Annotated in this window: 28 protein-coding genes; 14 read left to right on the forward strand and 14 right to left on the reverse strand. The window is 63.9% G+C overall.

The features are described from left to right. Nucleotides 1–28: 28 nt before the first annotated feature. Genes CH275_RS17515 through CH275_RS17525 form a run of 3 tightly spaced genes read right to left on the reverse strand, consistent with a single transcriptional unit; the run spans nt 29 to nt 2,706 of the window. Nucleotides 29–1,075 carry an ABC transporter substrate-binding protein gene (locus CH275_RS17515; protein WP_094679611.1) on the reverse strand — a complete coding sequence of 349 codons (1,047 nt, stop codon included), beginning with the start codon at nt 1,073–1,075 and terminating at the stop codon, nt 29–31. Nucleotides 1,076–1,128: 53 nt separating this feature from the next. Beyond that, nucleotides 1,129–1,848, reverse strand: coding sequence for an ABC transporter ATP-binding protein (locus CH275_RS17520; RefSeq protein WP_094679612.1), 720 nt, complete (start codon nt 1,846–1,848; stop codon nt 1,129–1,131). Nucleotides 1,849–1,851: 3 nt separating this feature from the next. Beyond that, complete coding sequence (locus tag CH275_RS17525; RefSeq protein WP_094679665.1) at nt 1,852–2,706, reverse strand: ABC transporter permease; 855 nt, start codon at nt 2,704–2,706, stop codon at nt 1,852–1,854. Nucleotides 2,707–2,828: 122 nt separating this feature from the next. Here CH275_RS17525 and CH275_RS17530 point away from each other — a divergent pair, with 122 nt between their 5' ends. From CH275_RS17530 to CH275_RS17540, 3 genes are all read left to right on the forward strand, one after another. Continuing rightward, a complete protein-coding gene (locus CH275_RS17530) occupies nt 2,829–3,359 on the forward strand; it encodes a GNAT family N-acetyltransferase (protein ID WP_094679613.1) in 531 nt (176 codons plus the stop codon). Between the two features lie 33 nt (nt 3,360–3,392). After that, nucleotides 3,393–4,619 carry an MFS transporter gene (locus CH275_RS17535; RefSeq protein ID WP_094679614.1) on the forward strand — a complete coding sequence of 409 codons (1,227 nt, stop codon included), beginning with the start codon at nt 3,393–3,395 and terminating at the stop codon, nt 4,617–4,619. Between the two features lie 139 nt (nt 4,620–4,758). Continuing rightward, nucleotides 4,759–5,826 carry a ParB/Srx family N-terminal domain-containing protein gene (locus CH275_RS17540; RefSeq protein WP_094679615.1) on the forward strand — a complete coding sequence of 356 codons (1,068 nt, stop codon included), beginning with the start codon at nt 4,759–4,761 and terminating at the stop codon, nt 5,824–5,826. Between the two features lie 16 nt (nt 5,827–5,842). Here the strand turns inward: CH275_RS17540 and CH275_RS17545 are convergent, their stop codons facing one another. After that, nucleotides 5,843–6,499 (reverse strand): DedA family protein, encoded by a 657-nt coding sequence (locus CH275_RS17545; protein ID WP_094679616.1) that lies wholly within the window; start codon nt 6,497–6,499, stop codon nt 5,843–5,845. 171 nt (nt 6,500–6,670) lie between these two features. Here CH275_RS17545 and CH275_RS17550 point away from each other — a divergent pair, with 171 nt between their 5' ends. Continuing rightward, entirely contained in the window at nt 6,671–7,891 is a 1,221-nt protein-coding gene (locus tag CH275_RS17550) for a sensor histidine kinase (RefSeq protein WP_256991094.1), read from the forward strand. After that, nucleotides 7,882–8,526, forward strand: coding sequence for a response regulator (locus CH275_RS17555; protein WP_094679617.1), 645 nt, complete (start codon nt 7,882–7,884; stop codon nt 8,524–8,526). The genes CH275_RS17550 and CH275_RS17555 overlap by 10 nt, the downstream gene beginning before the upstream one ends. Here the strand turns inward: CH275_RS17555 and CH275_RS17560 are convergent, their stop codons facing one another. Then, nucleotides 8,527–9,375 carry a PhzF family phenazine biosynthesis protein gene (locus tag CH275_RS17560; protein WP_094679618.1) on the reverse strand — a complete coding sequence of 283 codons (849 nt, stop codon included), beginning with the start codon at nt 9,373–9,375 and terminating at the stop codon, nt 8,527–8,529. It lies immediately after the preceding gene. 69 nt (nt 9,376–9,444) lie between these two features. On the opposite strand from CH275_RS17560, the gene CH275_RS17565 reads away from it, so the two are divergent. Continuing rightward, nucleotides 9,445–9,735: a DUF1330 domain-containing protein gene (locus tag CH275_RS17565; protein WP_094679667.1), complete on the forward strand. Its 291-nt coding sequence runs from the start codon at nt 9,445–9,447 to the stop codon at nt 9,733–9,735. 227 nt (nt 9,736–9,962) lie between these two features. Further along, entirely contained in the window at nt 9,963–10,373 is a 411-nt protein-coding gene (locus CH275_RS17570; RefSeq protein WP_094679619.1) for a DoxX family protein, read from the forward strand. A gap of 16 nt (nt 10,374–10,389) precedes the next feature. Here CH275_RS17570 and CH275_RS17575 read toward each other — a convergent pair whose 3' ends face one another. From CH275_RS17575 to CH275_RS17585, 3 genes are read right to left on the reverse strand one after another with little or no spacing between them, the layout of a single operon-like run. Continuing rightward, nucleotides 10,390–11,046, reverse strand: a complete 657-nt coding sequence (locus CH275_RS17575) for a nitroreductase family protein (protein ID WP_094679620.1) — start codon at nt 11,044–11,046, stop codon at nt 10,390–10,392. Between the two features lie 24 nt (nt 11,047–11,070). Then, on the reverse strand, nt 11,071–11,487 hold the full coding sequence (locus tag CH275_RS17580; protein ID WP_256991095.1) for an EVE domain-containing protein: 417 nt from the start codon (nt 11,485–11,487) through the stop codon (nt 11,071–11,073). Nucleotides 11,488–11,507: 20 nt separating this feature from the next. Continuing rightward, nucleotides 11,508–12,140 carry an isochorismatase family protein gene (locus CH275_RS17585; protein WP_094679621.1) on the reverse strand — a complete coding sequence of 211 codons (633 nt, stop codon included), beginning with the start codon at nt 12,138–12,140 and terminating at the stop codon, nt 11,508–11,510. Between the two features lie 125 nt (nt 12,141–12,265). On the opposite strand from CH275_RS17585, the gene CH275_RS17590 reads away from it, so the two are divergent. Further along, the gene (locus CH275_RS17590) at nt 12,266–13,246 is read left to right on the forward strand and encodes a GlxA family transcriptional regulator (RefSeq protein WP_094679622.1); all 981 of its coding nucleotides are present in this window, start codon (nt 12,266–12,268) and stop codon (nt 13,244–13,246) included. After that, nucleotides 13,243–14,076 carry an adenylate/guanylate cyclase domain-containing protein gene (locus CH275_RS17595; protein WP_179276207.1) on the forward strand — a complete coding sequence of 278 codons (834 nt, stop codon included), beginning with the start codon at nt 13,243–13,245 and terminating at the stop codon, nt 14,074–14,076. Before CH275_RS17590 ends, CH275_RS17595 begins: the two co-directional genes overlap by 4 nt. A 2-nt stretch (nt 14,077–14,078) precedes the next feature. On the opposite strand, the gene CH275_RS17600 is transcribed toward CH275_RS17595, so the two are convergent. The 3 genes from CH275_RS17600 to CH275_RS17610 are packed head-to-tail and all read right to left on the reverse strand — an operon-like array spanning nt 14,079 to nt 17,145. Beyond that, nucleotides 14,079–14,387, reverse strand: coding sequence for an AtuA-related protein (locus tag CH275_RS17600; RefSeq protein ID WP_094679623.1), 309 nt, complete (start codon nt 14,385–14,387; stop codon nt 14,079–14,081). Further along, entirely contained in the window at nt 14,384–15,736 is a 1,353-nt protein-coding gene (locus CH275_RS17605; protein ID WP_256991096.1) for an acyclic terpene utilization AtuA family protein, read from the reverse strand. The genes CH275_RS17600 and CH275_RS17605 overlap by 4 nt, the downstream gene beginning before the upstream one ends. Continuing rightward, entirely contained in the window at nt 15,733–17,145 is a 1,413-nt protein-coding gene (locus CH275_RS17610) for a CitMHS family transporter (protein ID WP_094679624.1), read from the reverse strand. The genes CH275_RS17605 and CH275_RS17610 overlap by 4 nt, the downstream gene beginning before the upstream one ends. Nucleotides 17,146–17,227: 82 nt before the next feature. Between CH275_RS17610 and CH275_RS17615 the strand changes: the two genes are divergently transcribed. Continuing rightward, entirely contained in the window at nt 17,228–18,121 is an 894-nt protein-coding gene (locus CH275_RS17615; protein WP_094679671.1) for a LysR family transcriptional regulator, read from the forward strand. Nucleotides 18,122–18,284: 163 nt separating this feature from the next. Here CH275_RS17615 and CH275_RS17620 read toward each other — a convergent pair whose 3' ends face one another. Further along, nucleotides 18,285–20,522, reverse strand: a complete 2,238-nt coding sequence (locus CH275_RS17620; RefSeq protein WP_094679625.1) for an NADP-dependent isocitrate dehydrogenase — start codon at nt 20,520–20,522, stop codon at nt 18,285–18,287. Between the two features lie 239 nt (nt 20,523–20,761). Between CH275_RS17620 and CH275_RS17625 the strand changes: the two genes are divergently transcribed. The 3 genes from CH275_RS17625 to CH275_RS17635 all read left to right on the forward strand — a co-directional run bounded on the left by CH275_RS17625 (nt 20,762) and on the right by CH275_RS17635 (nt 23,413). Next, nucleotides 20,762–22,138: an NAD-dependent succinate-semialdehyde dehydrogenase gene (locus tag CH275_RS17625; RefSeq protein WP_094679626.1), complete on the forward strand. Its 1,377-nt coding sequence runs from the start codon at nt 20,762–20,764 to the stop codon at nt 22,136–22,138. A 67-nt stretch (nt 22,139–22,205) separates the two neighbouring features. Next, the gene (locus CH275_RS17630; protein WP_094679627.1) at nt 22,206–22,502 is read left to right on the forward strand and encodes an antibiotic biosynthesis monooxygenase family protein; all 297 of its coding nucleotides are present in this window, start codon (nt 22,206–22,208) and stop codon (nt 22,500–22,502) included. A 47-nt stretch (nt 22,503–22,549) separates the two neighbouring features. Beyond that, nucleotides 22,550–23,413: an alpha/beta fold hydrolase gene (locus CH275_RS17635; protein ID WP_256991097.1), complete on the forward strand. Its 864-nt coding sequence runs from the start codon at nt 22,550–22,552 to the stop codon at nt 23,411–23,413. Nucleotides 23,414–23,415: 2 nt separating this feature from the next. Here the strand turns inward: CH275_RS17635 and CH275_RS17640 are convergent, their stop codons facing one another. Next, on the reverse strand, nt 23,416–24,768 hold the full coding sequence (locus tag CH275_RS17640) for a cytochrome P450 (RefSeq protein ID WP_094679629.1): 1,353 nt from the start codon (nt 24,766–24,768) through the stop codon (nt 23,416–23,418). An 85-nt stretch (nt 24,769–24,853) separates the two neighbouring features. On the opposite strand from CH275_RS17640, the gene CH275_RS17645 reads away from it, so the two are divergent. Then, nucleotides 24,854–25,471 (forward strand): TetR/AcrR family transcriptional regulator, encoded by a 618-nt coding sequence (locus CH275_RS17645; protein ID WP_179276208.1) that lies wholly within the window; start codon nt 24,854–24,856, stop codon nt 25,469–25,471. A gap of 73 nt (nt 25,472–25,544) precedes the next feature. Here CH275_RS17645 and CH275_RS17650 read toward each other — a convergent pair whose 3' ends face one another. Then, a complete protein-coding gene (locus CH275_RS17650; RefSeq protein WP_094679630.1) occupies nt 25,545–26,909 on the reverse strand; it encodes an acetamidase/formamidase family protein in 1,365 nt (454 codons plus the stop codon). Nucleotides 26,910–26,965 lie beyond the last annotated feature (56 nt).

Consider the following 26,965-nt stretch of genomic DNA (forward strand, 5'->3'; position numbering starts at 1 on the left):
GAGAGAACTCCTACGACGTGGTGGGTGATCAGTTGGTGGAGGCGGTCGCGCCGGCGATGGCGTCGCTGTACCGTGTGTCGACGAAGTCCTCGAACTTGTTGCCTCCAGGGATGCTTCCGCTCTCCACGAATGCATCGAAGAGTGCCTGCTCGGACTCGATCACTGTGTTGTCCAAAGCAATTGCGGGTCGCTGGCTTCGCCCCTGCGCCAATTCACCTGCAGCCGGGTCGATCCCGACGGCCGCGGAGTACGCCGCCGCCCACTCGGCCGGATTGGCGTCCGCCCAGGCGGACGCCTTGGCCAGACGAACGACGAAGTCCTGCAGCGCAGTGTTCTTCGCGGGGTCGTCCAGCGCCTGTTGCGAGGCGATACCGAAGCCGTAGCCGTTGGCCACGCCCTCGGCGGTGGTCAGCGTCTTCGAGCCGTTCTGGACCTGCGCGATCGCGGTGAACGGATCCCAGATCGCCCAGGCATCGACCTCACCCGAGGTGAATGCCGTCAGCGCATCGGCAGGCTGAAGGAAGACCAACTGAACGTCGTCGGTGGTCAAGCCGGCCTTCTGCAGCTGCAGCAGCACATGGCCGTGCGCCGAACTTCCCTTGCCCACTGCGATCTTCTTGCCGCGCAGGTCTGCGAACGACGCCAGAGTCGAATCTGCAGGCACGAGAATCTGATCCCCACTCGCATCGTTGCTGTAGGCGGAGACGACCTTGATGCGCGCGTTGGCTGCCACACCGAACACCGGAGGCGTGTTGCCCGTGACTGCGAAGTCGATCTGGCCGGCCGTTGCGGCCTCCACCTGAGGCGGGCCGGAGGTGAAGGTGGAGAACGCGACATCGTAGGGAGCCGAGTCGAGCTCACCCGATGCGCGAAGCAGAGCTTCGGTGCCACCCTTCTGGTCGCCGACGTCGAGGGTGACCGTGGCGAGCTGGTCGTTGGAGACGAGTGCAGGGGCCTCGGTCGTAGCGGTATCGCTGCCACGGGAGACGCAGCCGGTGAGTCCGACGACCGTCAGGGACAGGGCGGCTAGCACGCTGAGGGCGCGCAGAGATCGGTGTCGAGCGTGTGATGACATGCGTGAAAGATCCTTCTTATCAGTGAAATTGACGCGCTCGGCGAACTGGAAGATCAGTGGACGCCGAGGGCACCGAGCAGATGGGTGCGAATGCGAGAGAATCCGGCTGTTCCCCGGTCGCGGGGACGTGGCAGGTCGACGGGGACTGTCTCGGCCACGGCACCCCCGTCGAGCACCACCACCCTGTCCCCCAACGCGATCGCTTCGTCGACGTCGTGGGTGACCAGCAAAATTCCGAAGCCGTGCCGTCCCCACAGATCGAGCAGGAGAGACTGCATGGTCAGTCGTGTGAGTGCGTCGAGCGCTCCGAACGGTTCGTCGAGGAGCAGCAGTTCGGGCTCCCCCACCAACGCCCGCGCCAGCGCGGCGCGCTGAGCTTGCCCACCGGACAACGTGAGTGGCCATGCGTCCCGTTTGTCGGCCAGTCCCACCTCATCGAGAGTCGCGTCCGCAGCAGTCAACGCGTCATTGCCCGTGACGCCCGCGGTGTTCAGACCGTAGGCAACGTTCTGACGAACCGACCGCCACGGAAACAGCCGTGGTTCCTGGAACGCCACCGCAGGATGCCCGGCAACGTGCCGCTCCCCCGTGTGATCCGTCGAGAGCCCGGCCAGGACACGCAGAATGGTCGACTTGCCGGAGCCGGATCGTCCGACCAGCGAGACAATCTCTCCGCGCTCGATGGACAGGTCGACACCCTTCAACACGTGACTGGAGCCGTAGAACTTGTCGATCCCGTGGAGGGTGGCGACGGACGTGGCTGTCGTGGTCATGAGTCAGACATCCAATCGGTAACGAAGAGCGCGCTTTTCGAGTATCCGCACGATGCCGTCGGTGGCGATTCCCATCAACGCGTAGACGACGAGTCCGAAGATGATGGTGTCCACCCGCAGGAAGTCCCGAGCGTTGTTGATGATGTAACCCAGGCCGGATTCGGCGTTGATCTGCTCGGCCACGATCAACGACAACCAGGCGATGGCCAACGATTGCCTCAGTCCCACCAGCAATTGTGGAGCGATGCTCGGCAGGATGATCGTGGTGAACCGCTGACGCCACGAGAACCCGAGTACGACGGCCGTGTCGAGGAAGTCACGATCGATCTGACGGATGGCCGAGAACGTGTTGAGGTACAGCGGAAACGCGACTCCGAGAGCGACCAGCAGGATCTTCGGAGTCTCGCCGATCCCGAACCACAGGATGAACAGCGGGATCAGGCCGAGGTGCGGTAACGCGCGCAGCATCTGCAACGGCGGGTCGACGGTTGCCTCGGCGAGCTTCGACAACCCGACGAGCGCTCCGAGCGCCACCCCGATCAGCCCGCCGAGCAGGAGTCCCTGAACAACGCGGGTTCCGGAAATGGCCAGGGCGTTTGCCAATTCACCGTTGCGCAGCAATTCCAGACCCGCGTCGAAGATCAGTGACGGTGCGGGCAGCACTCGTTCGGAGAGAACTCCGGCAGCACTGGCGATCTGCCAGAGGACGAGGAGGACGACCGGTGACAGGGCGCGCACGACGGTCCACCGGTACCGCTGCCACGCAGAGTCTTTCGGCGAGACGGGTGTGGAGCCGATGTCGGAGGCATCGCCGACGCGCGTGTCCACGGGTCCCGCGGAAGCGGCGTACGACGTCATGACCATGGGTACAGGCCTTCCGGTTGAGTGCGAGCAGGTTCGACTCACCACCATCCGTCACAAGTCGGGTCATAGACCAGGGTTCGAATCAGCGTGAATACAAGTCGGGCAGAATCGGACATATGACTGTCGAGCCCATCCACACCGAGCGCCTGACCCTTCGTCTGTACGAACCCGACGACGCAGACAGGATTCTCGCGTACTACAGCGACCCGGAGGTCTGCCGCTACCTGCTCCACGAAGCGTGGACACACGCCGATGCGGTTGCTGCGGTGGGCAAACGGATGAAGCGATCAGGCTTGAACACCCAGGCACTCGCGCTGGTCGTCGAGCACGAGGGAACCGTGGTGGGCAACGTCGAGGCGTGGTTGATCGACGGATCCCCGGCTCTCGTCGAGCTCGGGTGGACGTTCTCCCCCGACGTGGCGGGCCGCGGATACGCCACCGAGGCGGTGAACGCGTTGGTCGAGCACGTGTTCTCGCTACCTCAGATCCACCGAATCAGCGCACAGCTGGACGGCCGCAACGACGCGTCGGCCCGGTTGGCGGCGCGGGTCGGGATGCGGCAGGAAGCGCATTTCCGCCAGAACTGGTGGTGCAAGGGTGAATGGACCGACACCCTCGTCTACGCGATGTTGCGCGAAGATCGCTGAGTCGGTGGTGCGGAGGCATCGTGAGCAGAACCCGTGAGTGACGTCTCGACGCCAGGCAGTCGTTCGTCGTTTCGCCGGTTTCTGACGGCTGCAGTGATCAGCTCGGCCGGCTCGTCGGTGACAGCGGTTGCGATGCCCATCTTGGTGGTGCAGCTTCTGGACGCGACACCTTTCGAGGTCGGTGTGGTGAACGCTGCACAGTTCATCCCTTATGCGGTACTCGGGTTGGTCGCGGGGGTGTACGTCGATCGGTGGCGTCGCAAGCCGATTCTGGTGTGGGCCAGCGTCGGCCGCGCAGTGACGCTCGGCGCTGTGCCACTCCTGTGGCTCGCAGGCCTACTTCACATCTGGGTACTGATCGTCGTGTTGCTCTTGTACGGATCCTTCTCGGTGTTCGGATTCGCTGCGATGCAGTCGCTGCTGCCTCGGTTGGTGCCACGCGGTCAACTGGTGCAGGCGAACGCTCGACTCGACCAAGCCGACGCGGCAGCAACGACATTGGGGCCGACACTCGGAGGCGGACTCGTAGGCTTGCTCGGCGCTCCCCTGGTGATTGCCGTCGATGCCATCAGCTATCTCGTCGATGCAGCACTCAATTCGAGCCTCGATGTGGACGAGCCTCGACCTACTTCTCAGTCTCGTAACTTGATCGGCGAAGTACGTGACGGTCTTAAATTCACGTACCGCCACCGCACGCTCAACCCGCTCGCCGTCTCGACACACGTGTGGTTCCTCGCCAACGGAGCCGCACTGACCGTGCTGTCGCTCTTCGCGCTCCGCTCGCTCGGGTTCAGCGCCTACACCTACGGACTGCTGCTGACGACGTTCGGTGCGGCCAGCCTCTTCGGAGCAACTATTGCCCACACGCTCGGCAAGCGAATCGGCTCGGGTCCAGCAGTCATCCTCGCCCGCACTCTGTATCCCCTCGCCTGGATACTCGTGGCCCTCGCAACCGATACAACGGTCGGCCATGTTCTGCTTTTCGCAGCCCTCGGCCTGCAAGGCCTCGCGGCGGGAGCGGAGAACGCGAACGAGATGGGGTACTGGCAAGCGCTGACCCCGGATGAGCTGCTCGGGCGTGTGAATGCCGCCAGGCGCTCCGTCAACCGCACCATGGCCGCCGTCGGTGCCGTGATCGCGGGCCTGTTGGTCAGCATGATCGGTGAACGACCCACCCTGATCGGCGTCATCGTCGTATTCGCCATCGCCGCAGCCATAGTGGCATTCTCGCCACTGCGGCACCCTGAAGCCGAGTTCTGACACCACCATCCCAGGGCTGTGTCTGCGATGTGGTGCGTTCACCTCCAGACCATCTGTGGTTCGGTTCCGCGACATCGGCCGGTGACCGGAGTGCGACAGTCTCCGGGGAACTTCACTCGCACTCATAGGAGTTTCACGAATGGCCTCGCTTCGTAGAGCTGCCCTACTGGGCACACTCGCACTGGTCTCTGTCGTCTCCGCGTCCATGGGCGGCGTTGCCACGGCCGCTCCGGCCCGGACCGCGTCGCCGCTGTGTCAGGTCGCAGACCTCATCCCGACCGGATCGTCCGCAGGCCTCGGCTACCAATGTGCCGAAGCCGGTGAGCTTCTCGACCTCCCGATCGGCGAAGTGCGTGCGACGCAACCGTCGCTCGGGTACGACGAGGTGTACTACAAGCTCGGTCGGTACACCCTCGGCAAAGACGAGATCAACAAGAAATTCGACGACTGGTGCGAGGCCAACGGCCAGGAAGAGGCCGCCTCCGCGTTGCCCGATGCCCGACTGGACAATCCGTCGTCGTTCACCTGCACCCTCCCCGTCGGCCAGGAAACGCCCGACACCATCGCGCCCATGAAGACGGTCGTCATCGGGCCGGGCGGTGTGCCGTACCTGACCGACGGACACCACACACTCACCTCGTTCTACGAAACGGCCGACGGCGGACCGAATCTGCACCTCCGCCTGCGGGTGGTCGCGAACCTCAGTGACCTGAGCCCCGCCGATTTCTGGGCTCGAATGAAAGCCGAGAAGTGGGTATGGAACTACGACGTCGACGGCAACGAGGTTCCCGTGGAGCAGCTTCCATCAGGAGTCGGCCTCGCCAAGTTCCAGAACGACAAGTACCGCAGCCTGACGTACTTCGCCCGCGACATCGGCTTCACCCCCGGAACCATCCCGTTCCAGGAATTCTATTGGGGTGCATGGGTTCGCGACTCGGCGGAAGTCGACATCAGCGGGTGGGACAGCAACAACCTGGCAAGCTACCTGAGCACCGTCGAGTCTGTCTCCCGCGCCCAGGTCGCGGCACCGAAAGACACTGTGATCGACAGTGGCCGCACCGCAGCGGAACTCGGCGCTCTGGACGCATGGAACGACGGCAAGGCGAGAACGAAGGGTGAATTCGGGAAGCTCTCGGCCCCGTACTCGGACGACAAGCCGGGCAAGCTGGCCTACGCCTTGCAGTACAAGATGGGGCTGCCCAGGTAGTTCGATTCAAGCATGGTCACAGCCTGGTCTGGAGTCGGGATCGCAACCGCATCGCCACGAACACGACGAAAGTGATTGCGACCGTGACGATGACGATCTTCTGTAGGATTTCGGCATACGCGTCGACCAGGTGCCAGTTCTCACCCAGCTGATATCCCGCGGTGACGAAAATGGTGTTCCAGATCAGGCTGCCGATTGTGGTGAGTACGAGGAACTTCACCATTCCCATCCGCTCGATTCCGGCGGGTAGGGAGATGAAGCTGCGAAACAGCGGGACCATCCGACCCAGCAACACCGCCTTAGAGCCGTGCTTGGCGAACCATGCCTCCGAGCGGTCGAAGTCGGTGGCTTTGATGAGCGGGATTCGCGCCACCAGTGCCCGCGTGCGCTCGCGTCCGATGAGTGCGCCCACCGCGTAGACGATGATCGCGCCCAGAACCGAGCCGAGCGTGGTCCAGAAGAGAGCAGCGCCGAAGGAGAAGACACCCTGACTGGCCGAGAAACCGGCAAGCGGCAGAACGAGTTCGCTCGGGATTGGCGGAAACAGATTGTCGGCACCGACGACGACGGCGGCACCGGGGCCGCCGAGGGCGTCCATGACGCCGACCGCCCATCCGGCCAGACCGTCGAGTTGCTCGGTTTCGGCAGCTGCAGCAATCAATAAGTCGGACATTGCAATTCCCCTGTTCGTCGGTGTCGTGTGTCAGGAAGGACGCTGAAAACGCTATGAACTTCCTGACTGCGGGACATCGAGGAATACCGTCGAACACGAATGGGGTTGCCTCCGTGAAACCTTGCGGTTTTCCGCAATATCAGCGGCCCCACGCTCGGTTACGCTGCTCGAGTGCTGGCAAACCATGGCGTGTCCCCACCCGACCTGGCGGATCGAATGTCGATCAGCTCGGTCCTGCGGCGTTGGCTCACGGCACTGTCCGGAGTTCTGCTCGGTAGCGTAACGGCGGTCCCGGCCCTCCTGTTCACCCTGGCAGCAGTACTCGCCCTCGCGCTGGCGCGCATCCTCGGTCGGCGGGGACTACCATTGAAGGCTGCAGTCGATGCCGGCGCACTTGGTCTGAGCGAGTGGGAGATTCGGCGGATCACCCGCTTTCACGGCACGCTCCACACCGACCCGCTGACCGCTCGCCGCTGCCGCTGGTATCTCGCCGGGCGGTGGATGATCGGACTGCTTGGAACAGGCGTAGTCCTCTTCCTGACTTCGTGTCTCGTCGTGGCCGGCTCGATGGTCTCGGCATGGGTACTGAGCGGACGCTGGGGCCTGATCGAGAACTCCGACCGAGTCGACGGTGGACTCGTAGCGCTGGTGTCGCTGCCCGGGATCCTCTTGATCTTCGTCGCGATCGCCGGGGTAGCAGGGGTGGGATCGTTGGACCGCTGGTTCGCCGTCCAAGTACTCGGCCGACAGACGGATCGGTTGCTGCACCAGCGTGTCGCCGAATTGACGAGCAGCCGCGATCACGTGGTCGACGCCATCGACGACGAGCGCCGCCGCATCGAGCGCGACCTGCACGACGGTGTCCAGCAGCAGTTGGTTGCGGTGGGGATGCTGATCGGACGGGCTCGCCGCGCCGAGGAGCCCGAGAAGGTGCACGAGCTCCTCACCCATGCCCATGTCGCATCCCAGGAAGCGATCAGCGAGCTGCGCGAGGTCGCCAATCGGGTGTACCCGATCGCGCTGGATCAGGCCGGTCTGCAGGCTGCGGTCGAGACGATGGCCGAACGGGCAAGTGTTCCAATTCAATTCACGTACGAACTGACGGAGACGTTACGTCCCGCGGTGGAGACGGTTCTCTATTTCGTCATCTCGGAGGCGGTGACCAACGCAGCCAAGCACGCCTCGCCTCGACTGGTGGAGGTTTCCGTGACCCATCAGAGGTTCGACCGCGTTCTCGCAACCATCGTCGACGACGGGCCCGGCGGGGCCGACCCGTGCGGCTCCGGCCTGTCCGGACTGTCCCGTCGTGTCGCGGCGATGGACGGCATCCTGACCGTGCACAGCCCGGTCGGTGGCCCGACTGTCGTGACGGCGAGCGTCCCGTGCGGGTGATCGTCGCCGAGGACTCCACGCTGCTGCGTGAGGGTCTGGTGCGGCTGCTCGCCGATGAAGGCCACGACGTGATCGCGTCCGTGGGCGACGCCGCCGCGCTCCTGATTGCCGTGGAACAGGACCGTCCCGACATCGTCGTCACCGACGTCCGCATGCCTCCGGGCCACAGCGACGAGGGACTGCGAGCAGCACTGACCATTCGCGATCGATGGCCGGAGGTGGCGGTACTCGTACTCTCACAGTACGTCGAAAACCGTTATGCGGCAGAGCTGATCAGCGGATCCGGCGGCAAGGTCGGCTACCTGCTCAAGGACCGCGTCGCACAGGTCGACGAATTCTTGGACGCATTGAACAGAGTTGCCGACGGCGGGACCGCGTTCGACCCGGAAGTGGTGCGAGCACTGCTGTCCCGCACGACCCGGTCCAATCCCCTCGAACGACTCACTCCTCGCGAACGCGATGTGCTCGAGCTGATGGCGCAAGGTCTCACCAACGCGCGAATCGCAACCGATCTGTACATCTCGGTGAGCTCGGTCGAAAAGCACATCAACTCCGTGTTCGACAAACTCGGATTGGCGAACTCCACCGGTATGAGCCGCCGCGTGATGGCTGTGGTGGCCTACCTGCGTACGTGATCAGGCAATGCGCGCAGCCGAACCGGACACGATGATCCCGCCGCTCGACGGAATGTCCACCAGGAGCGTGCTGGGCCGGCCCACATGGCTTCCCTGGTGAATGACGATGCTCGCAGGTGGCCGAACCGCATGCGAGCCGCGGAGGTACCCGCCGGTCGCCGCCGCTGCCGCACCTGTCGCCGGGTCCTCCGTGATTGACCCGACCGGGAAGATATTGCGTGCGTGCCACAGCTCGGCGCTTTCCGGGCAGAGGACGATGATCGTCGCCGGCCATCCGTGCTCGTCGAGCACTGCACGAGCGCGGCCGGGATCGGGGGTGAACCCGTCGAAGACGTCTCGATTGTCGAGAACGACGAGGGGGTGCCAATTGCCGCCGAACGCCTCAGCGAGAACGTAATTGGGATGCAGGTGGTCCGCGGTCAGGCCGAGAGCACCGAGGACGTCGGCGAGGGCCGTGCTCGACAGCGGGCCCGTACTCGGCTCCACGCTCGTGAACGACACCAGCGGCGCACCATCTGCGCTGATGCTCGTCACGATCTCGATGTCGCCCACCGGTGTCGAGAAGCGGATCGAGCCGACTCCCTCGATCGCGCTGATCGCTGCGGCTGTTGCGACCGTTGCGTGTCCGCAGAACGGCACCTCGGCGACCGGTGAGAAGTACCGGATAGTGCGGTTCCGGTCGCCATCTCTGGGGGTGACAAAGGCCGTCTCCGCGTAGCCGACGTCCGCTGCAATCCTGAGCATGTCGCTGTCGTCCAGGCCGCGGGCGTCGAGCACGACTCCTGCCGGGTTGCCGCCTGACGGCTCACTGGAGAACGCCGTCCACCGCTGAATGTCGATCTGGGGCATGTGCAGAACGTACCCGCCACCGAGCAAGTCTGGGTCGTCGCGTCGAACGGTCAAGTACCCTCTCGCGTCATGAACCTGAAACTGTGTGTGCTGCTGTGGGCGTCGGACGGACAGGACGACGCACTGACTCGATACGAGGACACGGTGCTCGACCTGATCCCGAAGTACGGCGGCGAAGTGGTGAGCAGGGTTCGCCGCGTCGGCACGAGCGACGGCCCACTCAAGGTGCAGGTCATCCACATGCCGGACGATTCGGCGCTGCGGGACTACATGGAAGATCCCGAGCGCCTCGCGCTCGCCGACGTCCATCGGCGTGCAGTGGCGAGGACCGAGATCATCCACGTGGAGACGATCGTCTGAACAAGCCGTCCACTTGTGCTCCGTGACGCCCGAACGAACCCACTGCTGTGGAACGTCGTCTGCAACGGCATCTCCCATTCCGTCGGCCACTGCAGTTGCGACATATCCAAAGCCGCGCAACACATATTTCGCGCCAGATCGGAGGTCGACTCGCTGCCGCCGGTGAGTTTCCGACGGATCAGTTGTCCATACCCACGCATCCTTACCGTCGACCATCGGAGATTCCCATGACCACCCAGACCACCCCTCCTGCGACCACTTCGCGTACCGCTGCCCGGATCGGCTGGATTCTCACCGCACTGATCGCGATCTTCCTGATCTTCGACGGCGTCACCAAGCTGCTCAATGTGCAGCAGGTGCAAGACGCCACCGTCGACCTCGGTTTGCGTGACGAGATGACGCCGGTGATCGGCATCGTCTTGTTGGTCTCACTGGCGCTGTACTTGACTCCGCGCACTGCGTTTCTGGGTGCGGTTCTGTTGACGGGCTACCTGGGTGGAGCCGTGCTCACCAACTGGCGCGTGGACAAGCCGCTGTTCAGCACGGTGCTTTTCGCGGTCTACGTCGGCATCCTCGTGTGGGGTGCGCTCTACCTGCGTGACCCGAAGGTGCGCCAGGTCATGCCGTTCGTGCGCTGACACCCCTGACCGAATATCACCACCGATCGACGTGCAGCACCGTCTCGATCGGATCGCGCGGAGCGACCTTGAACGTCTCCCCCGTGTAGTACGCCGTGGGGATCAGCGCGCCCTGATGAAAATCCTCGGGGATGCCGAGTAGTTCGGAGATCTCGGCTTCCTTCGCGAGATGGATTGTGGTCCATGCCGTTCCGAGACCGCGCGCCCGTGCAGCCAGTGCGTAGTTCCACACCGCGGGCAGGAGAGATCCCCACAGACCGGCTTGATTACCCGCCGGAAGAGTCTTGCCCGACTGGATGCACGGAATCAGCAACACCGGAACCTCGCCCATGTGCTCGCCGAGCCATCCGGCACTGTCTCCGACGCGCTTCTGCACCGATGCGCGTTCGGGATCGTCGGCGAACAAGGCCGACGCGGAATGCTTCGACGCCTGATACGCCGCGAACAACTCGCCGTAGATCGCACCGATGCGGGCGCGAAGATCGGGATCGGTGACGACGATCCACTGCCACCCCTGCTTGTTCGAGCCGGACGGTGCCTGCAGAGCGATCTCGAGACATTCCTTGATCAGCTCCATCGGCACCGGCCGCGTCAGGTCCAGACGCTTGCGGACGGTCCGCGTCGTGGTCAGCAGCTCGTCGGGAGTCAGGTCGACAATCGGGAAGGAAGTCACTTCTCGATCATGCACCACTGGCCGTCAGTCCGGGAGCAGGGTTCTTACTATCTCCCACGCGGACGCGTCGATCCAGGACGGGTTCGACTGCTGCGGCGATCGAAACACCTCGAGCATCGACAGTTCCTCGATGGAGCGAATGTCCGACGCAAGGATCGGCTCATCGAACAGCGTGATGTTCGTCGAGATCTTCCACTGCGGGCCGGGGACCGGGGTGCCGGCCAGCTGTCCGGCACCCCAGATCCCGCGTCGCGGATGGCTACTGACCCAGAACAGCACCGGTTGCCCAGGTGCCATCAGACGCGTTCGATAGTTGTCTGCAACGCACCAGTGCTCGTGCGCACGTCCGGCTTCGACCATCGGCCCCAGATCGGTCTTGTGCGGATTGCACTTGATCACCCACGCGCCGAGTGTCTGGTCGGTTATCGCACGTGCCGTCACCGCAGCCAGCGTACCGAGCGTCAGGCCACCGCGTCGTTGCCCTGGGCTGCCGAGACCACCAGATTGTTTGCTGTGAGCCCGTTTCCGTTCTTGACGGCGTCGATCCACTGATCCGTCGTCGCCACCGCCGCGAAGTTCGACTGGTAGAGCACCATCAGCGCCTTGTGCAGTTGCTCGGCCGAGACGGTGCCCGCCTCATTGGAGAGGTTGATCGCGCCGGTGGCGTCGGACAGGATCTCGACGGTCAGATCCAGCGCTTCGGCATCGGCACTGGAGGCAAGGTCGCAGTTGTTGGTCATGTATCCGACGATCGTGACGGTGTCGATATTGTTGCCCTGCAACCACTTCGCGACACCGGTTCCTGCGAACACGCTGCTGTACTGCTTCTCCACCCGCTCGAACGAGGGTTGCACGACGGCCTGAATATCGGGGTGCAGCTCGTACGTCGGAGTGCCCTTCACGAAAGCGGGCGAACCCTCGGGCATTTCGTGCTGCACGATCGCGACCGGAACATCCTGCGCTACGGCAGCTTCGATGGAACGAACGATGTTGGCCAGCGACTCGTCACGGGGCGGGTACTGAATCTTCAGCACACCCTCGAAGTACTCCCGCTGGACATCGATGACGATGAGGGCTCTGCGCGGTGCGGTCATGGGCGTTCTCCTTCAAGTGGCGTTCTCGGTCGATACCCATACTCCGGTGCTGATCTTGCGTTCACGAGTGGCACGGATGCATACTTTCGATTGATTTGCGCCAACTTTCGAGATCGGAGCCGGCCATGCGGATAGCGCTCTATGTGTTCGACGGCATCACGATGTTTCACCTCGCCGCGCCGTTGATGGTGTTCGGCGAGGTGACTCGACTCGGCCTCGCCACGGATTGGGAGACGCGAGTGTGGTCCGACCAACCAGGCGCGATCCGCACCGAGGAAGGGTTTCCGATCGGTGAGATCGCTGGTCCCAGCACCGTCGACTGGGCCGATATCGTCATTGTGACGTCGTGGCCGGAGTCGTTGCCCCACACAGGAACTGACTTCTCGAACGCACTCCGCGGAGCACATGCGCGAGGCGCACAGATCGCGGGTCTGTGCCTCGGTTCGTTCGCCGTCGCAGACACCGGGCTGCTCGCGGGTCGGCCCGCCGTCACGCACTGGACCAAGATGACCGAGCTGCGGGAACGAAATGCACACGCCGGCGTCGACGAGTCGGTGCTCTACATCGACCACGGAGACGTGATGACATCCGCGGGAACTGCGTCGTCGATCGATTCCTGCCTGCACATCGTCCGCAAGCACCTCGGTTCGGCTGCCGCGACGCGGGTGGCGCGCAGCCTGGTGGTCGCACCGCATCGCGACGGCGGTCAGGCGCAGTACATCGAACGTCCGGTCATCGAGGCATCGGGAGACACTGCGATCGCCGACGTCTTGAGCTGGGCGCTCGAGCGTCTGGACGAGCCCTTGCCCATCGAGCGACTGGCCGAACACGCGCGCATGAGCCGACGCAGCTTCATCCGTCAGTTCCAGCTCGAGACGGGCTCCACCCCGGCTCGCTGGGTGCTCGACAAGCGACTGAACGAGGCCAGGAGCCTGCTGGAGACCACCGATCGCAGCATCGAAAACATTGCGGCGCTGTGCGGATTCGGCAGCGCCGTCACCCTGCGTCAGAACTTCCGCTCGGCATTCGCGGTGACACCGACGGCCTATCGACGGCAATTTGCCGTCGGTTGTTCCCCCACAGGTGCGGTCGACAGGCAAGGATGAGCGACGTGATCCTGTGGATAGTTGCCGGAGTCGAGCTCGCCGCCATCATCGCTCTCGGTGTGGTCTTGATCGTCTCGCGCCGAAGGTTGAAGCACACGCGCCGAGCACTCGACCGTGCTCTCGAATCGCAGCAACGCCGGAAGCGACGCGGCCTGGTTCCCTTCGCTATCAGAACCGCCTTCCACACCACGGACTTGCTCATCAACAAAGGCTTCGGCGCAACGGTCCGCAACTCCGTCGAAGACCTCGCGGGCTGGGCCAAGGTGGAACGCCCTGATCTGGCACGCATGACCGCCGACGGCGACATCGTGGTGATGTTCTCCGACATCGAGGGCTCCACCGCACGCAACGAGGAACTGGGCGATCGGGGCTGGGTGAAGCTGCTCGAGAAGCACAACAAGTTGATCCGCAAACACGTCGACGACCACGGCGGTCACGTGGTGAAGAGCCAGGGCGACGGGTACATGATCGCCTTCTCCGACGCAGCGCAGGCCGTGCGTTGCGGGGTGAAAGTCCAGGAAGCACTGCTGGAAAACCCTGATCGGTGGGACCGCATCCGCGTCCGCATGGGCGTGCACGTGGGCAGTTCGGTGCGACGCGGCGACGACCTGTTCGGCCTCAACGTGGCCATGGCAGCACGCGTCGCGGGACAGGCCGACGGCGGTGAAATTCTGGTCAGCGAACCGGTTCGGAACGCCATCAGCGCGGCGCACGACCTGAGTCTCGGAACGCCTCGCGACGTCGAACTCAAGGGAATGAGCGGAAGTTTCCAGTTGTATCCGGTGACGCTGCCGGTGCTGCCCAACACCGAGGCCAAGCAGCTCGACTAGATCTACTCGCCCACAGCCATACTCAGCAGGTGGTAGCTCAGACATTTGCCGTGTCCGTCCAGAACGGGGCTTCCTGTCACTCCCCCGCCGAGCACGCCGGGTAGCTCGAACACCAACCCGGAAACCAGGGGCATTCGGGTGCGGAGCACGTCCCCGGTAACCAGCGGCGCGAAATGCGTGGCTACGGCATCGACAGTCAGTTCTCGGGTCAGCAATTCGTAGTGTTCGTCGGTCCGCGGGAAGACAGCGAGGATGAGGGTGTCGCCCTTGTCCCCAGTTCGCACGTCGGCGAGATCGTCGACAGTCCTCATACCGTCACCTCCGTGGTGTGTACAGCGGTCGTTACCTGTGCACGTGGAATCAGACACGATCTGATCGCGAGCACCTCGGCGCTGCTGCTGCGTGCGCCACCTCCACCGGCCGGGCCGTTGGTGTAGAGGCTTTCGACTTCCCACCCCACCAACGAAGCTGTCTCCGCGTTGGGCACCTTTGCCGTGACGCGCAGTCGCACTTCGGCGACATCGGTCGGGGCAGCAAGTCCGCGGAATGCCGCACCCGCCCCGATGTACTCGACGCCGACATTCTCTGCCGGAATGCCGTGCACCTCCCACAGTCGTTGCCGCACAATCTCTCCGGCAAGCTCGGCGCGTTGCAGTGCGCGTGGCCCGGCGTAGCTGATCTGCCCTTCACCGAGCCAACCGCCACGAAATCCGAGGGTCACCTTCAACTCCTCAGGCCGGGTACTGCCCGTCGCCCCGGACACCGCCACCCGGTCGGGTCCGACGGTCTCGAACGAGACTCCGGTGAAATCGGCCGTCACGTCCGGCGTCAAGTACCGGGCCGGATCGCCGACCTCGTAGAGCAACTGCTCGGCGCACGTTCGCCGCGTCAACTCCCCGCCGGTGCCGTCGACTTTGCCGAATTCTGCTGTGCCATCGGCGCGTACATCACCGAACGGAAATCCCAGATGTGCAAGACCCTGCACAGGCTTGGTGATCGGATCGGCGAAGTAGCCGCCGGTCAGTTGGCCCGCGCATTCGAGAAGATGTCCGACGGCGGTACCGGCACCGAGCGTCTCCCAATCCTGCCCCGCCCAACCGAACTCGTGCATCAGCGGCGCGAGATACAGAGCTGGATCGGCGAGACGGCCGGTGACGATCACGTCGGCACCGAGGTCGAGTGCGGGCAGAACCGCATCGGCACCGATATAGGCGTTGGCCGACACGAGTTGCTCGGAATGCTCCGACAGCGGCCGGCCGGTCTCCCACACCAACGGATCGAATCGGCGTACCGCGTCGAGCACGTCGTCGCCGGTGACGGCCGCGATGCGCACCGAACGCGCGCACACCCGCTCGGCAACACGAGCAGCAACGGCCGCTGCCGCAACAGGATTCGCCGCTCCCGAGTTCGTCACAACGGTGATGCCCTGCTCCGTGGTCGCGCCCAGCACTGCCCGCATCCGCGCGGCCAACAGTGGGTCGTAACCCGCAGCGGGATCGAGCAGCTTTCGTGCCTGCCCGGTCGCAACTGTCCGCTCCCCGAGGCACTCGAAGATCAGATAGTCGAGCTCGCCGCGCTCGGCCAAGATCTGAGCCGGGTCGATGCGGTCGCCGGCAAACCCTGCGCCCGCGCCCAATCGCACGGTTCCGCGGGCGCTCACGATACCCACACCGGGATGACGCCCGTCGCGAAGGCGACTCCAAGCATGCCGAGGCTGACCAGCCACGCCCACCCGATCGTGTGCCGGATGTGCCTGCCTATATCGACCTTGGCCAGACCGACGAGGAGGTAGAACGCGCCCGTCATCGGACTGATCGGGAAGCCGACGGTCTCCTCGCCGATGATCGACGCCTGAGCGAGATGGATTGCGCTGATATCGAATTGGTCGCCGACCTCGATGAGTACCGGCAGCACACCGAAGTAGTACGCGTCAGGGCCGAAGATCAGACTCATCGGTACCGCAAACACCCCGACGATGAGCGGAAGTGCGGGTGCCATCCAGTCCGGAATCACGTTGGCGGCGCTGACGGCCATCGATTCGATCATGCCACTGCCATCGAGCACACCGAGCAGAACTCCGGCGGCGAGCAGCGTGCCCACCATCAGCATCGCGCCGACGGCATGCGCTTCGATACGCGCGGACTGTGCCTTCATGCCCGGGTAATTGATCAGGAGCGCAACGATGGTCGCGATGATGAAGCAGGTCTCCGGAGGCGCGACGGCCGCGATCAGCGCGGCAAGTGTCGCGACGACGAGAACGGCGTTGACCCAGAACAGCTTCGGACGTAGCAAGCTGGGCTCGTCAGGCTTGTCGGGCTCTTCTGGGGTCTCGTCACCGCCCGAGCCGGCTGAGGCCGGCGCGTCTGTTCCTCCGACAGCGGGTACGGGGATTCGCTGCCCGACGCGGGCTGTCGACTCCTCCACCTCGGCCGAGACATCACCTGCTGCGACCTTCGCCAACCGTGTCCGCTCACGGCGTCCGAGGTAGTACGCGATGGCCAACGCGAACACCACGCCGGCAATCTGCGCGGGAATCAGCGGCACCCAGAGCTCGTTGGCGTCGACGCCCAATGTTGCGGCCGCCCGCGCCGTCGGGCCGCCCCAAGGCACGATGTTCATCACGCCCGCACCGAGCCCGACACAGGTGGCCAACACCAGCCGACTCATGCCGAGGCGCTCGTAGATCGGGAGCATCGCGGGAACGGCGATGAGGAACGTCACCGCGCCTGCGCCGTCGAGATGGGCGACCAGAGCGAGAGCCGTCGTAGCAACGGCGACGGTCGGCGGAGCACTGCCTGCCCACTTCACGATGCGCGCGATGAGGGGATCGAACAGCCCCGCGTCGCGCATGATCCCGAAGAAGACGATCGCGAACAGGAACATCGCCGCGACGCCCACCACGCCGCCGAGTCCCTCCTTGACGAACCCTGCCACCTCGGACGGCGAGTTGCCGGCCAGGAACGCCGCGGCGAGCGGAACACCCGCGAGCGCCACGATCGCCGCGACACGCTGAGTGAACAACAGCAGCAGGATGACGGCAATCGTCCCGAAGCCGAGCAATGACAGCATGTGATCTCCTTCATCGAATACAACGAGTGTTGTGCAGATCACTTACGCAGTCCAACATCAGTTGGGTATAGATTCATGCACTGTGGGCATAAACCTGGGCATCGCCCATCTACGCGCCGTCGTCGCACTCGCCGACCACGCGAGTTTCACCGCAGCGGCTGCCTCGCTGATGGTTTCTCAACCCAATCTGAGTCGTACCGTCGCCGAGGCTGAGCGTCGCCTGGGCGTCCGACTCTTCGTGCGCACTACCCGCAGCGTCGACCTCACCGGTGACGGACACGAGGTGACGGCCTATGCCCGTCGGGTATTGCTCGAATTCGACGACGGCTTGGAGCAGATCGGACGCTTCGTTTCCGGCGATCGCGGAACCGTCACCATCGCGTGCTTGCCGTCGATCGCGGCGACGTTCCTCCCGCCGTACATCGTGGACTTCCGCAACAGCCATCCCGACGTCTCGGTGCACATCAAGGACGGGCTACGCGACGACGTGGTGGCCTCCGTCCGCGACGGCTCCGTGGATTTCGCGGTGGTGGCAGCTTCGGGTCGAGCGAACGACCTGATGCGTACGACGGTCAGCGCCGATGCGTTCGTCTGCGCGCTACCGTCGAATCACGCTCTGGCGCAGCGCAAGAGCCTGAGGTGGACCGACCTCGCCGACGAGCCGTTCATCGCCTTCGGTCCCGAATCCAGCATCGCGTCGCATGTACGACTGGCTCTCGAGAACGCGGGAGTCGACGTCGGACCGTCGGTTCAGGCACACAACGTCGCCGCCGTGGCGGGCCTGACCGCCGCTGGACTGGGCATCACCGTGATCCCGGAACTGGTGGTGCCGATGATGTCATTCGCCAACCTCGTCTACCTGCCGATCGAGCCGACAATCCACCGGACCATCTCCGTCGTCCAATTGCCGGGGCGACGCCAGAGCGCTAGCTGTTCGGCCTTCCTCGACATCTTGGTGCCGCCCCCGTTGGATTGAATGGTCCATTCAGTACGTCTGAGCGCGTGAAAGTCACATTGATCCCAAACGGGGTGGGTGGTGGATCGAATGTTGTTGCACCCCAATACGAATGAATGGTCCATTCACAACGTCTTAGCGCGTGAATGGACCATTCATTCGTATTGGGGTGAGCCAGAAAGAACTACTGCTTCGCCGACTCCAGTGCCTCGTTGAACGTCTTGGACGGACGCATCACTGCAGCGGTTGCTTCGGGGTCGGGGTAGTAGTAGCCGCCGATGTCGACTGCCTTGCCCTGGACCTCGTTGAGCTCGGCGACGATCTTCTCTTCGTTGTCGGACAACGTCTTCGCCAGTCCGGCGAAGTGCTTGGCCAGTTCGGCGTCCTCGGTCTGCTCGGCGAGCTCCTGCGCCCAGTACAGCGCGAGGTAGAACTGGCTGCCACGGTTGTCGAGTTCGCCGGTCGAACGCGACGGGCCCTTGCTGTTCTCGAGCAGCTTGCCGGTGGCGGAGTCGAGTGCCTTGGCGAGGATGGTCGCCTTGATGTCGCCGGTCTTGATTCCGAGGTCCTCGAGACTCACTGCAAGAGCCAGGAATTCACCGAGCGAATCCCAGCGCAGGTGGTTCTCCTCGATGAGCTGCTTGACGTGCTTGGGGGCCGAGCCGCCCGCGCCCGTCTCGTACAGTCCGCCGCCGGCCATCAGAGGAACGATGGAGAGCATCTTGGCACTGGTGCCGAGTTCGAGGATCGGGAACAGGTCGGTGAGGTAGTCGCGCAGAATGTTGCCCGTCGCGGAGATGGTGTCGAGTCCGCGGACCAGACGCTCCATCGTGTACCGGATCGCGCGGACCTGCGACATGATCTGGATGTCGAGGCCCTCGGTGTCGTGGTCCTTCAGGTACTTGCGCACCTTCCCGATGAGCTCGTTCTCATGGGGGCGGTACGGGTCGAGCCAGAAGACGACCGGCATTCCCGACTCGCGCGCACGACGCACGGCCAGCGCGACCCAGTCCTGGATCGGAGCATCCTTGACGATGCACAGACGCCAGATGTCGCCCTCCTCGACGGTCTGCGTGAGCAGCACCTCGCCGGTGGCGATATCGGTGATGTTGGCGACGCCGGCCTTGGGTGCCTCGAACGTCTTGTCGTGCGAGCCGTACTCCTCGGCCTTCTGCGCCATCAGCCCGACGTTGGGGACGGTGCCCATCGTCGTCGGATCGAACTGGCCGTTGGTCTTGCAGAAGTTCACCATCTCCTGATAAATCCGGGAGAAAGTCGACTCGGGGTTCACGGCCTTGGTGTCCTTGGGGCGGCCGTCCGCTCCCCACATCTTGCCGCCCGCGCGAATCATCGCGGGCATCGATGCATCGACGATGACGTCGCTGGGTGAGTGGAAGTTCGAGATGCCGCGAGCGGAGTCGACCATCGCGAGCTCCGGGCGGGTCTCGTGACACTTGTGCAGGTCTTCGATGATCTCGTCCCGCTTGGACGCCGGGAGCGTCTCGATCTTGGTGTACAGATCCGAGAGGCCGTTGTTGACGTTGACACCGAGCTCTTCGAAGATCTCGTTGTGCTTGGCGAACGCGTCCTTGTAGAACACGCGGACGGCGTGGCCAAAGACGATCGGGTGCGAGACCCGCATCATCGTGGCCTTGACGTGTAGCGAGAGCATGACGCCGGTCTCGTAGGCGTCCTGCATCTCGGCCTCGTAGAAATCGAGAAGTGCCTTCTTGCTCATGAACATCGAGTCGATGACGTCACCGTCGGTGAGCGAGACCTTCTCTTTGAGCACGATCGGCTCGCCGTCGGCCGGGATCAGCTCCATCTTGATCTCACGGTCACCGTCGACGACCGTCGACTTCTCACCGTGGTAGAAGTCGCCCTCGCGCATGTGGGCGACGTGGGTACGTGATGCCATCGACCATTCGGTCATGGAGTGCGGGTGCTTGCGGGCGAACTCCTTGACGGCCTTGGGTGCACGGCGGTCCGAGTTACCCTCACGCAGAACAGGATTGACCGCGCTGCCCAGGCACTTGGTGTACCGGTCGCGGATTTCGCGCTCTTCGTCGGTCTTCGGGTTGCCGGGGAAGTCCGGGATTGCGTAGCCCTTGTCCTGCAGTTCCTTGACGGCAGCGAGCAACTGCGGCACCGAAGCGCTGATGTTCGGCAGCTTGATGATGTTGGTCTCGGGCAGCTGCGTCAGCTTGCCCAGCTCGGCGAGGTTGTCCGTCACTCGCTGGTCTTCGTTCAGGTAATCGGGGAACTCGGCGAGGATGCGGTTGGCAACGGAGATGTCACTCGACTCGACGTTGATCTCGGCCGCGCTGGCGAAAGAACGTATGACCGGAAGAAACGCGTGAGTCGCCAGCATCGGCGCCTCGTCGGTCAGTGTGTAGATGATGGTCGGCTTCTTCGCTGTCATGTTCGCCTTTGCCTCAGTTTCAACGTCGTCTTTTGGATGCGTTCGTCGTCAACTTTAATCTTCGAACCCGCGGCTGTGCGTGCCTGTGGGGTATCACTCCACCAGCGGTTCCAAGTTACCGACCAGTACGGCGCTCAAAGGATTTCGCGGCCTTGCCCCGGGTTGCCCCTGACCACCGCCGGAGCATCCGATTTGCCCGAATCGGAACAATGGCACCCTCCCCGTCCGTTGAACGGGGTATGACGACCTACAAGACTGTCAATCCTGCCGACGGCACAACTGTCAAGGAATTCGAGACTCTCGACGGCGCCGGCGTCGAGCGTGCACTCGCCGATGCACACGCCGGCTTCCAGACGTGGCGCAAGACCTCACCGAAGCACCGCGCCGAAATTCTGCACAAGGTCGCCGATCTCTACACCGAGCGTTCCGATGAACTGGCCCGCACGATCTCGATCGAAATGGGCAAGCCCCTCACCGAATCCCGAGGCGAGGTGGAGCTGTCGTCGAACATCTACCGCTACTACGCCGACAACGGCCCCGCGCTCCTCGAAGACGAGAAGCTCGACGTGCCCGGCGCGGAAGACACTGTGCTGCAGCGCAAGCCGGTCGGTGCAATCGTCGGCGTCATGCCGTGGAACTTCCCGTACTACCAGGTGGCCCGGTTCGCAGGCCCGAACCTGATGGTGGGCAACACAATTCTGCTCAAGCATGCGCCCAATTGCCCGCAATCGGCGCTGCTGATGGAAGAGATCTTCCAGCAGGCCGGACTACCGCAGGACGCGTACATCAACATCTTCGCGACCAACGATCAGATCGCGGACATGATCGCCGACCCGCGAGTGCAGGGAGTCTCACTCACCGGTAGCGAGCGGGCCGGAACCTCCGTCGCCGAGACCGCCGGACGCAACCTCAAGAAGGTCGTGCTCGAACTCGGCGGCTCGGACGTGTTCATCATGCTCGATTCCGACGACATGGACGCCACCGTCGAGTCCGCGACCCGGGCTCGGCTGTCCAACGCAGGCCAGGCCTGCAACGCCGCCAAGCGCATCCTCGTCGCCGAGGAGTACTACGACGACTTCGTCACCAAGCTCACCGCATCGTTCGAGGCGGTGCAGACAGGCGACCCGTTGGACGCGAAGACCACCCTCGGCCCGCTGTCGTCGCAGACCGCCGCCGACACGTTGATCGAGCAGATCGACGACGCCGTCGCCAAGGGCGCAACACTGCTGACCGGCGGTAAGAAGATCGAAGGACCGGGTGCATTCGTGCAGCCGACGCTGCTCACCGACGTCACACCGGACATGCGCGCGTACAGCGAAGAGCTCTTCGGACCGGCAGCGGTGATCTACAAGATCGAAAGCCCGCAGCAGGCAATCGAACTGGCGAACTCCTCGGCATACGGCCTCAGTGGATCCGTGTGGAGCACCGACCTCGACAAGGCTCGCGACGTCGCCGAGCAACTCGAAGTCGGCATGGCCTTCGTCAACGAACACGGCACCACGTTGCCCGGCCTACCGTTCGGCGGAGTCAAGCGCTCCGGTGTCGGCCGTGAGCTGGGACCGTGGGGCATGGACGAGTTCGTGAACAAGAAACTGGTGCGAGTCTCCGCGAAGTAGGCTCCGCAGACGACGCTCCCCGGGCAGTTGACGGGGAGCTTCGTGATGCTGCGGTCATACTGTTTCGATGATCGTCGAACACGCCCTGCTGCATGTCATTCCCCAACGAACCGAGGAATTCGAGACCGCCTTCGCCGACGCGAAGTCGATCATCGCCTCGATGCCGGGGTTCGTGAATCTGACACTGTCGCGCGGCATCGAGCAGCCCGATGTGTATCTGCTGCTGGTGGAGTGGGATCGACTCGAAGACCACACCGAGGGCTTTCGTGGCTCCGCCGAGTACCAGGAGTGGAAGGCACTGCTGCATCACTTCTACGAGCCGTTTCCCGTCGTCGAGCATTTCGACCCGGTTTTGCGGGCGTAGGAGATATGTTCGATTCTCGACCCCCTCGCCGCTTCAAGGAGACACTCGTGGCCAACGCTTCGTCGTTCGTATCCAAGCAGGACGACATCGAGATCAGCACCTACACCTGGGCCACCTCGGCCGACCCGGCTCGCGGCGTCGTGCAGATCGCGCATGGCCTCGCCGAACACGGCAGCCGCTACGCCCGATTCGCCGCCGCCCTGAACGACGCCGGATTCCACGTCGTCGCGTCCGATCATCGCGGCCACGGGCAGTCGATCGTCGACACTCCGGGCGATTTCGGTGCCGCCGCGTTCGCCGGGTTGTGGGCCGACATCGAGCAACTCGGTGAATCGCTACTGAACGAGTACCCGGACCTACCACTGTTCCTGTTCGCCCATTCGATGGGTTCGTTTGCCGCGCAGCATGTTCTGATCGAGCGATCGGATCTGTACGAGGGTGTGGTGTTGTCGGGAACGACCACGCTGGACATCCTCGCGGCCGGAATGGCCGACGCCCCCGCCGGCGACCTGAGCGTGTTCAACGCAGCCTTCGAGCACCGCACCGGATACGAATGGCTCTCGCGTGACGAGGCCGAAGTGGACGCCTACGTCGCCGACCCGCTGTGCGGCTTCGACCTCCCGGAGTCGACGGTTCCCGCCTTGTTCGGTGAGGCAGACAAGCTCGCCGACCCACACAACCTCGAGCAGATCCGCACCGACCTCCCGTTGCTCATCACCTCGGGAACCGACGACCCGCTCGCAGACGGCGGACAGTTGATCGAAACCCTCGCATCCCGATACCGCGAGGCCGGGATGAGCGATGTCACCGTCACCCTCTACCCCGGTGCCCGCCACGAGATCCTCAACGAGACGAACCGTGACGAGGTCACCGCGAACATCATCGGCTGGCTCACCGACCGCGCCGGATAGACCTACCGCTTTCGCAGCTGCACGGGCTGCCCGTCCTCCGGGAAGGGCAGCGACGTGAAGTTGAGCGGTGCAACGTAATCAGGATCGACCGACCAGTCGAACCGCAGCAGCAGGTGATGCATGATCGTCTTGATCTCCGCGCCGGCGAAGAACATGCCGATGCATTTGTGCACACCGCCGCCGAACGGCTCCCACGCGTAGCGGTGCACCTTGTCCTCACGGCGATCATCGGCGAATCGGCAGGGGTCGAACTTCTCGGGGTTCGGCCAGTACTGCGCCATGTGATGCGTGAAGTGCGGGGCAACCGAAACGTACGTCCCTGCGGGAACGAACTTGCCTTGCACCTCGGTGTCCTTGACTGCACGGCGAGCGACCACCGGCGTGGGCGAGACCAAACGCAGACATTCCTTCATGACCAGATCGACGCTGGGGAGTTCGTCGAGTTGCGCGAGCGTCGGTGTATCCGTGCCGAGGGCCTCGGACTCGACACGACACTTGTCCTGCCACTCCGGATGCTGGCCGAGGTACTGCATCATCGTCGACAGCGTGATCGTCGACGTGTCGTGCGCAGCCATGAGCAGGAAGATCATGTGGTCGATCACTTCGTCGTCCGAGAAGCGCTCGCCGTTCTCCCCTTCGATGTGGCAGAGAACCGAGAAGAGGTCGTCGGTTTCGTGTGCGCGCCTGGCCGGTAGGTAGCGGCGGAAGAAGTCGTCGAGCACAGCCCGGCCGTCGAGCCCCCGCTTCCACCGCGTTCCCGGGACCCGGAAGCGCACGATCGAGGTCGCGGCTTGAACGCACGCCACGAAACTGGCGTTGAGCTCCGCGATGTCGGCGTCGGTACTGTCCTCGGCACCACCCATGAAAATGCTGGTCGCAACCTCCAGCGTCAGGGCTTTGAGCGCGGGGTAGACCTGGAAGTCGTGTCCGCCCTGCCAGGCGTCCAATCCTGTTGCGGTGACCGGGCTCAACGCGTCGACGGACTTGGTGAGGCGATCCCGGGTGAAGGCCTGCTGCATGATTCGGCGATGCCGCAGATGCTCCTCGGAGTCGAGCAACATCAGACCGCCGTGGAAGAAGGGCCCGATCAGCAGCGACCACCCATCCCCGTTGACGAACGCCTTGTCCGCGTTCTGCAGCACCTGCTGGCACGCGTCGGGACCGAGGACGGTAATCCATTTCTGCCCGGCCATCGTCAGCCATGACACTTCGCCGTACTTCTCCCACCGACTCCCGAGCAGTTTCAAGGGATCACGAATGTACTCGAGGGTGTGGCCGACGACGGGCAGACCGCCGTCGCCCAACACCGGTTGTAGCGTCGAATCAGCAGGTGGAGCTGCGAGAGCACGGGACATTGTCGACCTCCATCAATCTGACAGAGCGTCCTGTCAGATGAGATGTAGTCTGCGTCACAGTTGCTTCCTCTGTCAAGATCTATCCATGGCCTCCACCACCCGCCGCTACAACGGCATGAGCGCCGACGATCGCCTTGCCGACCGTCGGGCCCGTTTGCTCGATGCCGGGCTCGAGGTGTTCGCGGCCGCTGGGGCCAAGGGCGCGACCATGACCGCCATCTGCGCGCATGCCAAGCTGACCGAACGCTATTTCTACGAAAACTTCAGCAGCAGAGACGATCTACTCGAACGAGTGGTGGATTCGATATCCGACGAGATCCGAGCCAAGGCCCTGGACGCACTGCACTCCCCCGCACCCACTGTCGAGGAACAGGTACACAACGCCATCGCCGCGTTCGTCGACGTGCTCACCGAGGACCCCCGCAAGGGCCGCGTCGCGATGATCGAATCGCTGGCCGTCGACTCGCTCCGGGCATACCGACGACAATCCATGCGCGCGTTCGCACATCTGGTCGCCGAACAATCACGCGAACTCTACGGTGAGCAGGCTTTCCCCCAACCGCAGTCCGAGATCAACGGACTGCTGTTCATCGGCGGACTCGCCGAACTCGTGATCGCCTGGCTGAACGACGAAATAGACATCACCCCTGCAGATATCGTCGACGCCGCAACCCGGCAGTTCATCGCGACTGCGCACCGCTGAGGTGCCTTCGGCAGTGGCGTGATCAGGTGCCCGCTGAGGCACTCGAACGCACCACTGCGCCGAAGGTGCACACCTACCGGTCGAAGTGCGCCTTCGAGATCTGGCCGTGCACCCCGACCGTCTTGTCGACCACCTGCGAGACGGTGAAGTTCGCGGCCGCGGAGAGGTATGCGTACGCCGTCGCCCGATCCATGCCGAGATCCGTCTCCAAGAAGTCGAGAGCATTGACCACAGCGCGACGCATGGCGGCGTTCAGGTCCGAACTCTGACCGCCGACAGCACCGTCCGGATCGGACAGGCCGATCGGGATCCATGAATCCTCGTTCTCCGCAAAGGGATACGAATACGCGACGGACGGCGCGTCCCCGCTGCCCGCCTTGCAGACCGTCAGGCGGAACGTGCCGCGCAAGGAACCCTCCATCGCGGTGAGCGCCACTTCGCCGTCGCCCATCGCCATGTGTGGATCACCGACGTAGAACAACGCGCCCTCCGCGAACACGGGGAGATAGAACGTCGAACCGACGCCGAGAAGACCGACGTCGATGTTGCCGCCGCCCAGGGTCGGGGGAATCGAGTTCGCGTTCGGGGACGTCAGACCCGGATCGCTGGCGAACGCGACGCCCATCATCCCCATGAACGGTCGCAGCGGAAAGCGCACGGCCGCATCGCCGTACCGCATCACACCCTGTCCGTCCTCGACTGCAGTGAACGTGGACACGTTGCCGTACTGCGTCGGATCACCCGACTTCCTGCCGTCGCTTCCGATCGGCGGCATGACCTCGTCGAGGCTGATTCCCGCGGGTGCCTCACCGGACGCAGTGACCGCCAGAGCGCCCTTGCCGTGCCTGCTCGACACCACTCCGTACGGAACGCGTGGAATCGCCTCGAGCGTCTCGATCTTGAGCACGTCGCCGCGCTGCGCACCTTCGACGAACACGGGGCCCGTCGCCACATGCGGTCCGTCGACGTCGAAGTTGCGGACCGTCCGGTCGTACCCGCCGGCGATGTCGATCGCGTCCTGAAGAACGTCGGACTCGGAAACACCTTTGCCGCCAAAGAATTCGACGGGATCGCGGCCCTGATCTTCGAGGATCCCCTCATGGCTGAGCGCGTCGATGGTCACCGTTTCACCGGACTTCATCTGCAGCACCGATTCGGACTCGACCGTCGGAACGTAACCCCACAGGACCTTGTCGACCTCCGAGCTCAGGTAGTGATCGCCGGAGATGTCGCCGGCTCCGGGCTGAAGGATGCCGGCAGCGGTGGGAGCCGGTGCCGATGAACTCGTAGCGGCAGTGTTCGACGACGAAGTGGAACACGCTGCCGTTCCGGCAATTCCGACGCCCGCTCCCAGAGCAGCCACCGCCTGGATGAATCCGCGACGACCGATTCCCTTGGTGATCGTCTCCGCTGCCTGCTCCGCCATCGACCGCGCCATGATGCCTCCTGAATTGTCCGAATCTCGAACGTAGATCAGGGGTGTTTCTCGGCCGT

Source organism: Rhodococcus sp. 06-235-1A, assembly GCF_002258785.1.
Lineage (GTDB): Bacteria > Actinomycetota > Actinomycetes > Mycobacteriales > Mycobacteriaceae > Rhodococcoides.

Bases quoted from the DNA above. Each gene is read 5' to 3' on its own strand.
- CH275_RS17515 (WP_094679611.1), bottom strand. From the start codon at position 1,075: ATGTCATCACACGCTCGACACCGATCTCTGCGCGCCCTCAGCGTGCTA.
- CH275_RS17520 (WP_094679612.1), bottom strand. From the start codon at position 1,848: ATGACCACGACAGCCACGTCCGTCGCCACCCTCCACGGGATCGACAAG.
- CH275_RS17525 (WP_094679665.1), bottom strand. From the start codon at position 2,706: ATGACGTCGTACGCCGCTTCCGCGGGACCCGTGGACACGCGCGTCGGC.
- CH275_RS17530 (WP_094679613.1), top strand. From the start codon at position 2,829: ATGACTGTCGAGCCCATCCACACCGAGCGCCTGACCCTTCGTCTGTAC.
- CH275_RS17540 (WP_094679615.1), top strand. From the start codon at position 4,759: ATGGCCTCGCTTCGTAGAGCTGCCCTACTGGGCACACTCGCACTGGTC.
- CH275_RS17545 (WP_094679616.1), bottom strand. From the start codon at position 6,499: ATGTCCGACTTATTGATTGCTGCAGCTGCCGAAACCGAGCAACTCGAC.
- CH275_RS17560 (WP_094679618.1), bottom strand. From the start codon at position 9,375: ATGCCCCAGATCGACATTCAGCGGTGGACGGCGTTCTCCAGTGAGCCG.
- CH275_RS17565 (WP_094679667.1), top strand. From the start codon at position 9,445: ATGAACCTGAAACTGTGTGTGCTGCTGTGGGCGTCGGACGGACAGGAC.
- CH275_RS17570 (WP_094679619.1), top strand. From the start codon at position 9,963: ATGACCACCCAGACCACCCCTCCTGCGACCACTTCGCGTACCGCTGCC.
- CH275_RS17585 (WP_094679621.1), bottom strand. From the start codon at position 12,140: ATGACCGCACCGCGCAGAGCCCTCATCGTCATCGATGTCCAGCGGGAG.
- CH275_RS17590 (WP_094679622.1), top strand. From the start codon at position 12,266: ATGCGGATAGCGCTCTATGTGTTCGACGGCATCACGATGTTTCACCTC.
- CH275_RS17595 (WP_179276207.1), top strand. From the start codon at position 13,243: ATGAGCGACGTGATCCTGTGGATAGTTGCCGGAGTCGAGCTCGCCGCC.
- CH275_RS17600 (WP_094679623.1), bottom strand. From the start codon at position 14,387: ATGAGGACTGTCGACGATCTCGCCGACGTGCGAACTGGGGACAAGGGC.
- CH275_RS17610 (WP_094679624.1), bottom strand. From the start codon at position 17,145: ATGCTGTCATTGCTCGGCTTCGGGACGATTGCCGTCATCCTGCTGCTG.
- CH275_RS17620 (WP_094679625.1), bottom strand. From the start codon at position 20,522: ATGACAGCGAAGAAGCCGACCATCATCTACACACTGACCGACGAGGCG.
- CH275_RS17625 (WP_094679626.1), top strand. From the start codon at position 20,762: ATGACGACCTACAAGACTGTCAATCCTGCCGACGGCACAACTGTCAAG.
- CH275_RS17630 (WP_094679627.1), top strand. From the start codon at position 22,206: ATGATCGTCGAACACGCCCTGCTGCATGTCATTCCCCAACGAACCGAG.
- CH275_RS17640 (WP_094679629.1), bottom strand. From the start codon at position 24,768: ATGTCCCGTGCTCTCGCAGCTCCACCTGCTGATTCGACGCTACAACCG.
- CH275_RS17645 (WP_179276208.1), top strand. From the start codon at position 24,854: ATGGCCTCCACCACCCGCCGCTACAACGGCATGAGCGCCGACGATCGC.
- CH275_RS17650 (WP_094679630.1), bottom strand. From the start codon at position 26,909: ATGGCGCGGTCGATGGCGGAGCAGGCAGCGGAGACGATCACCAAGGGA.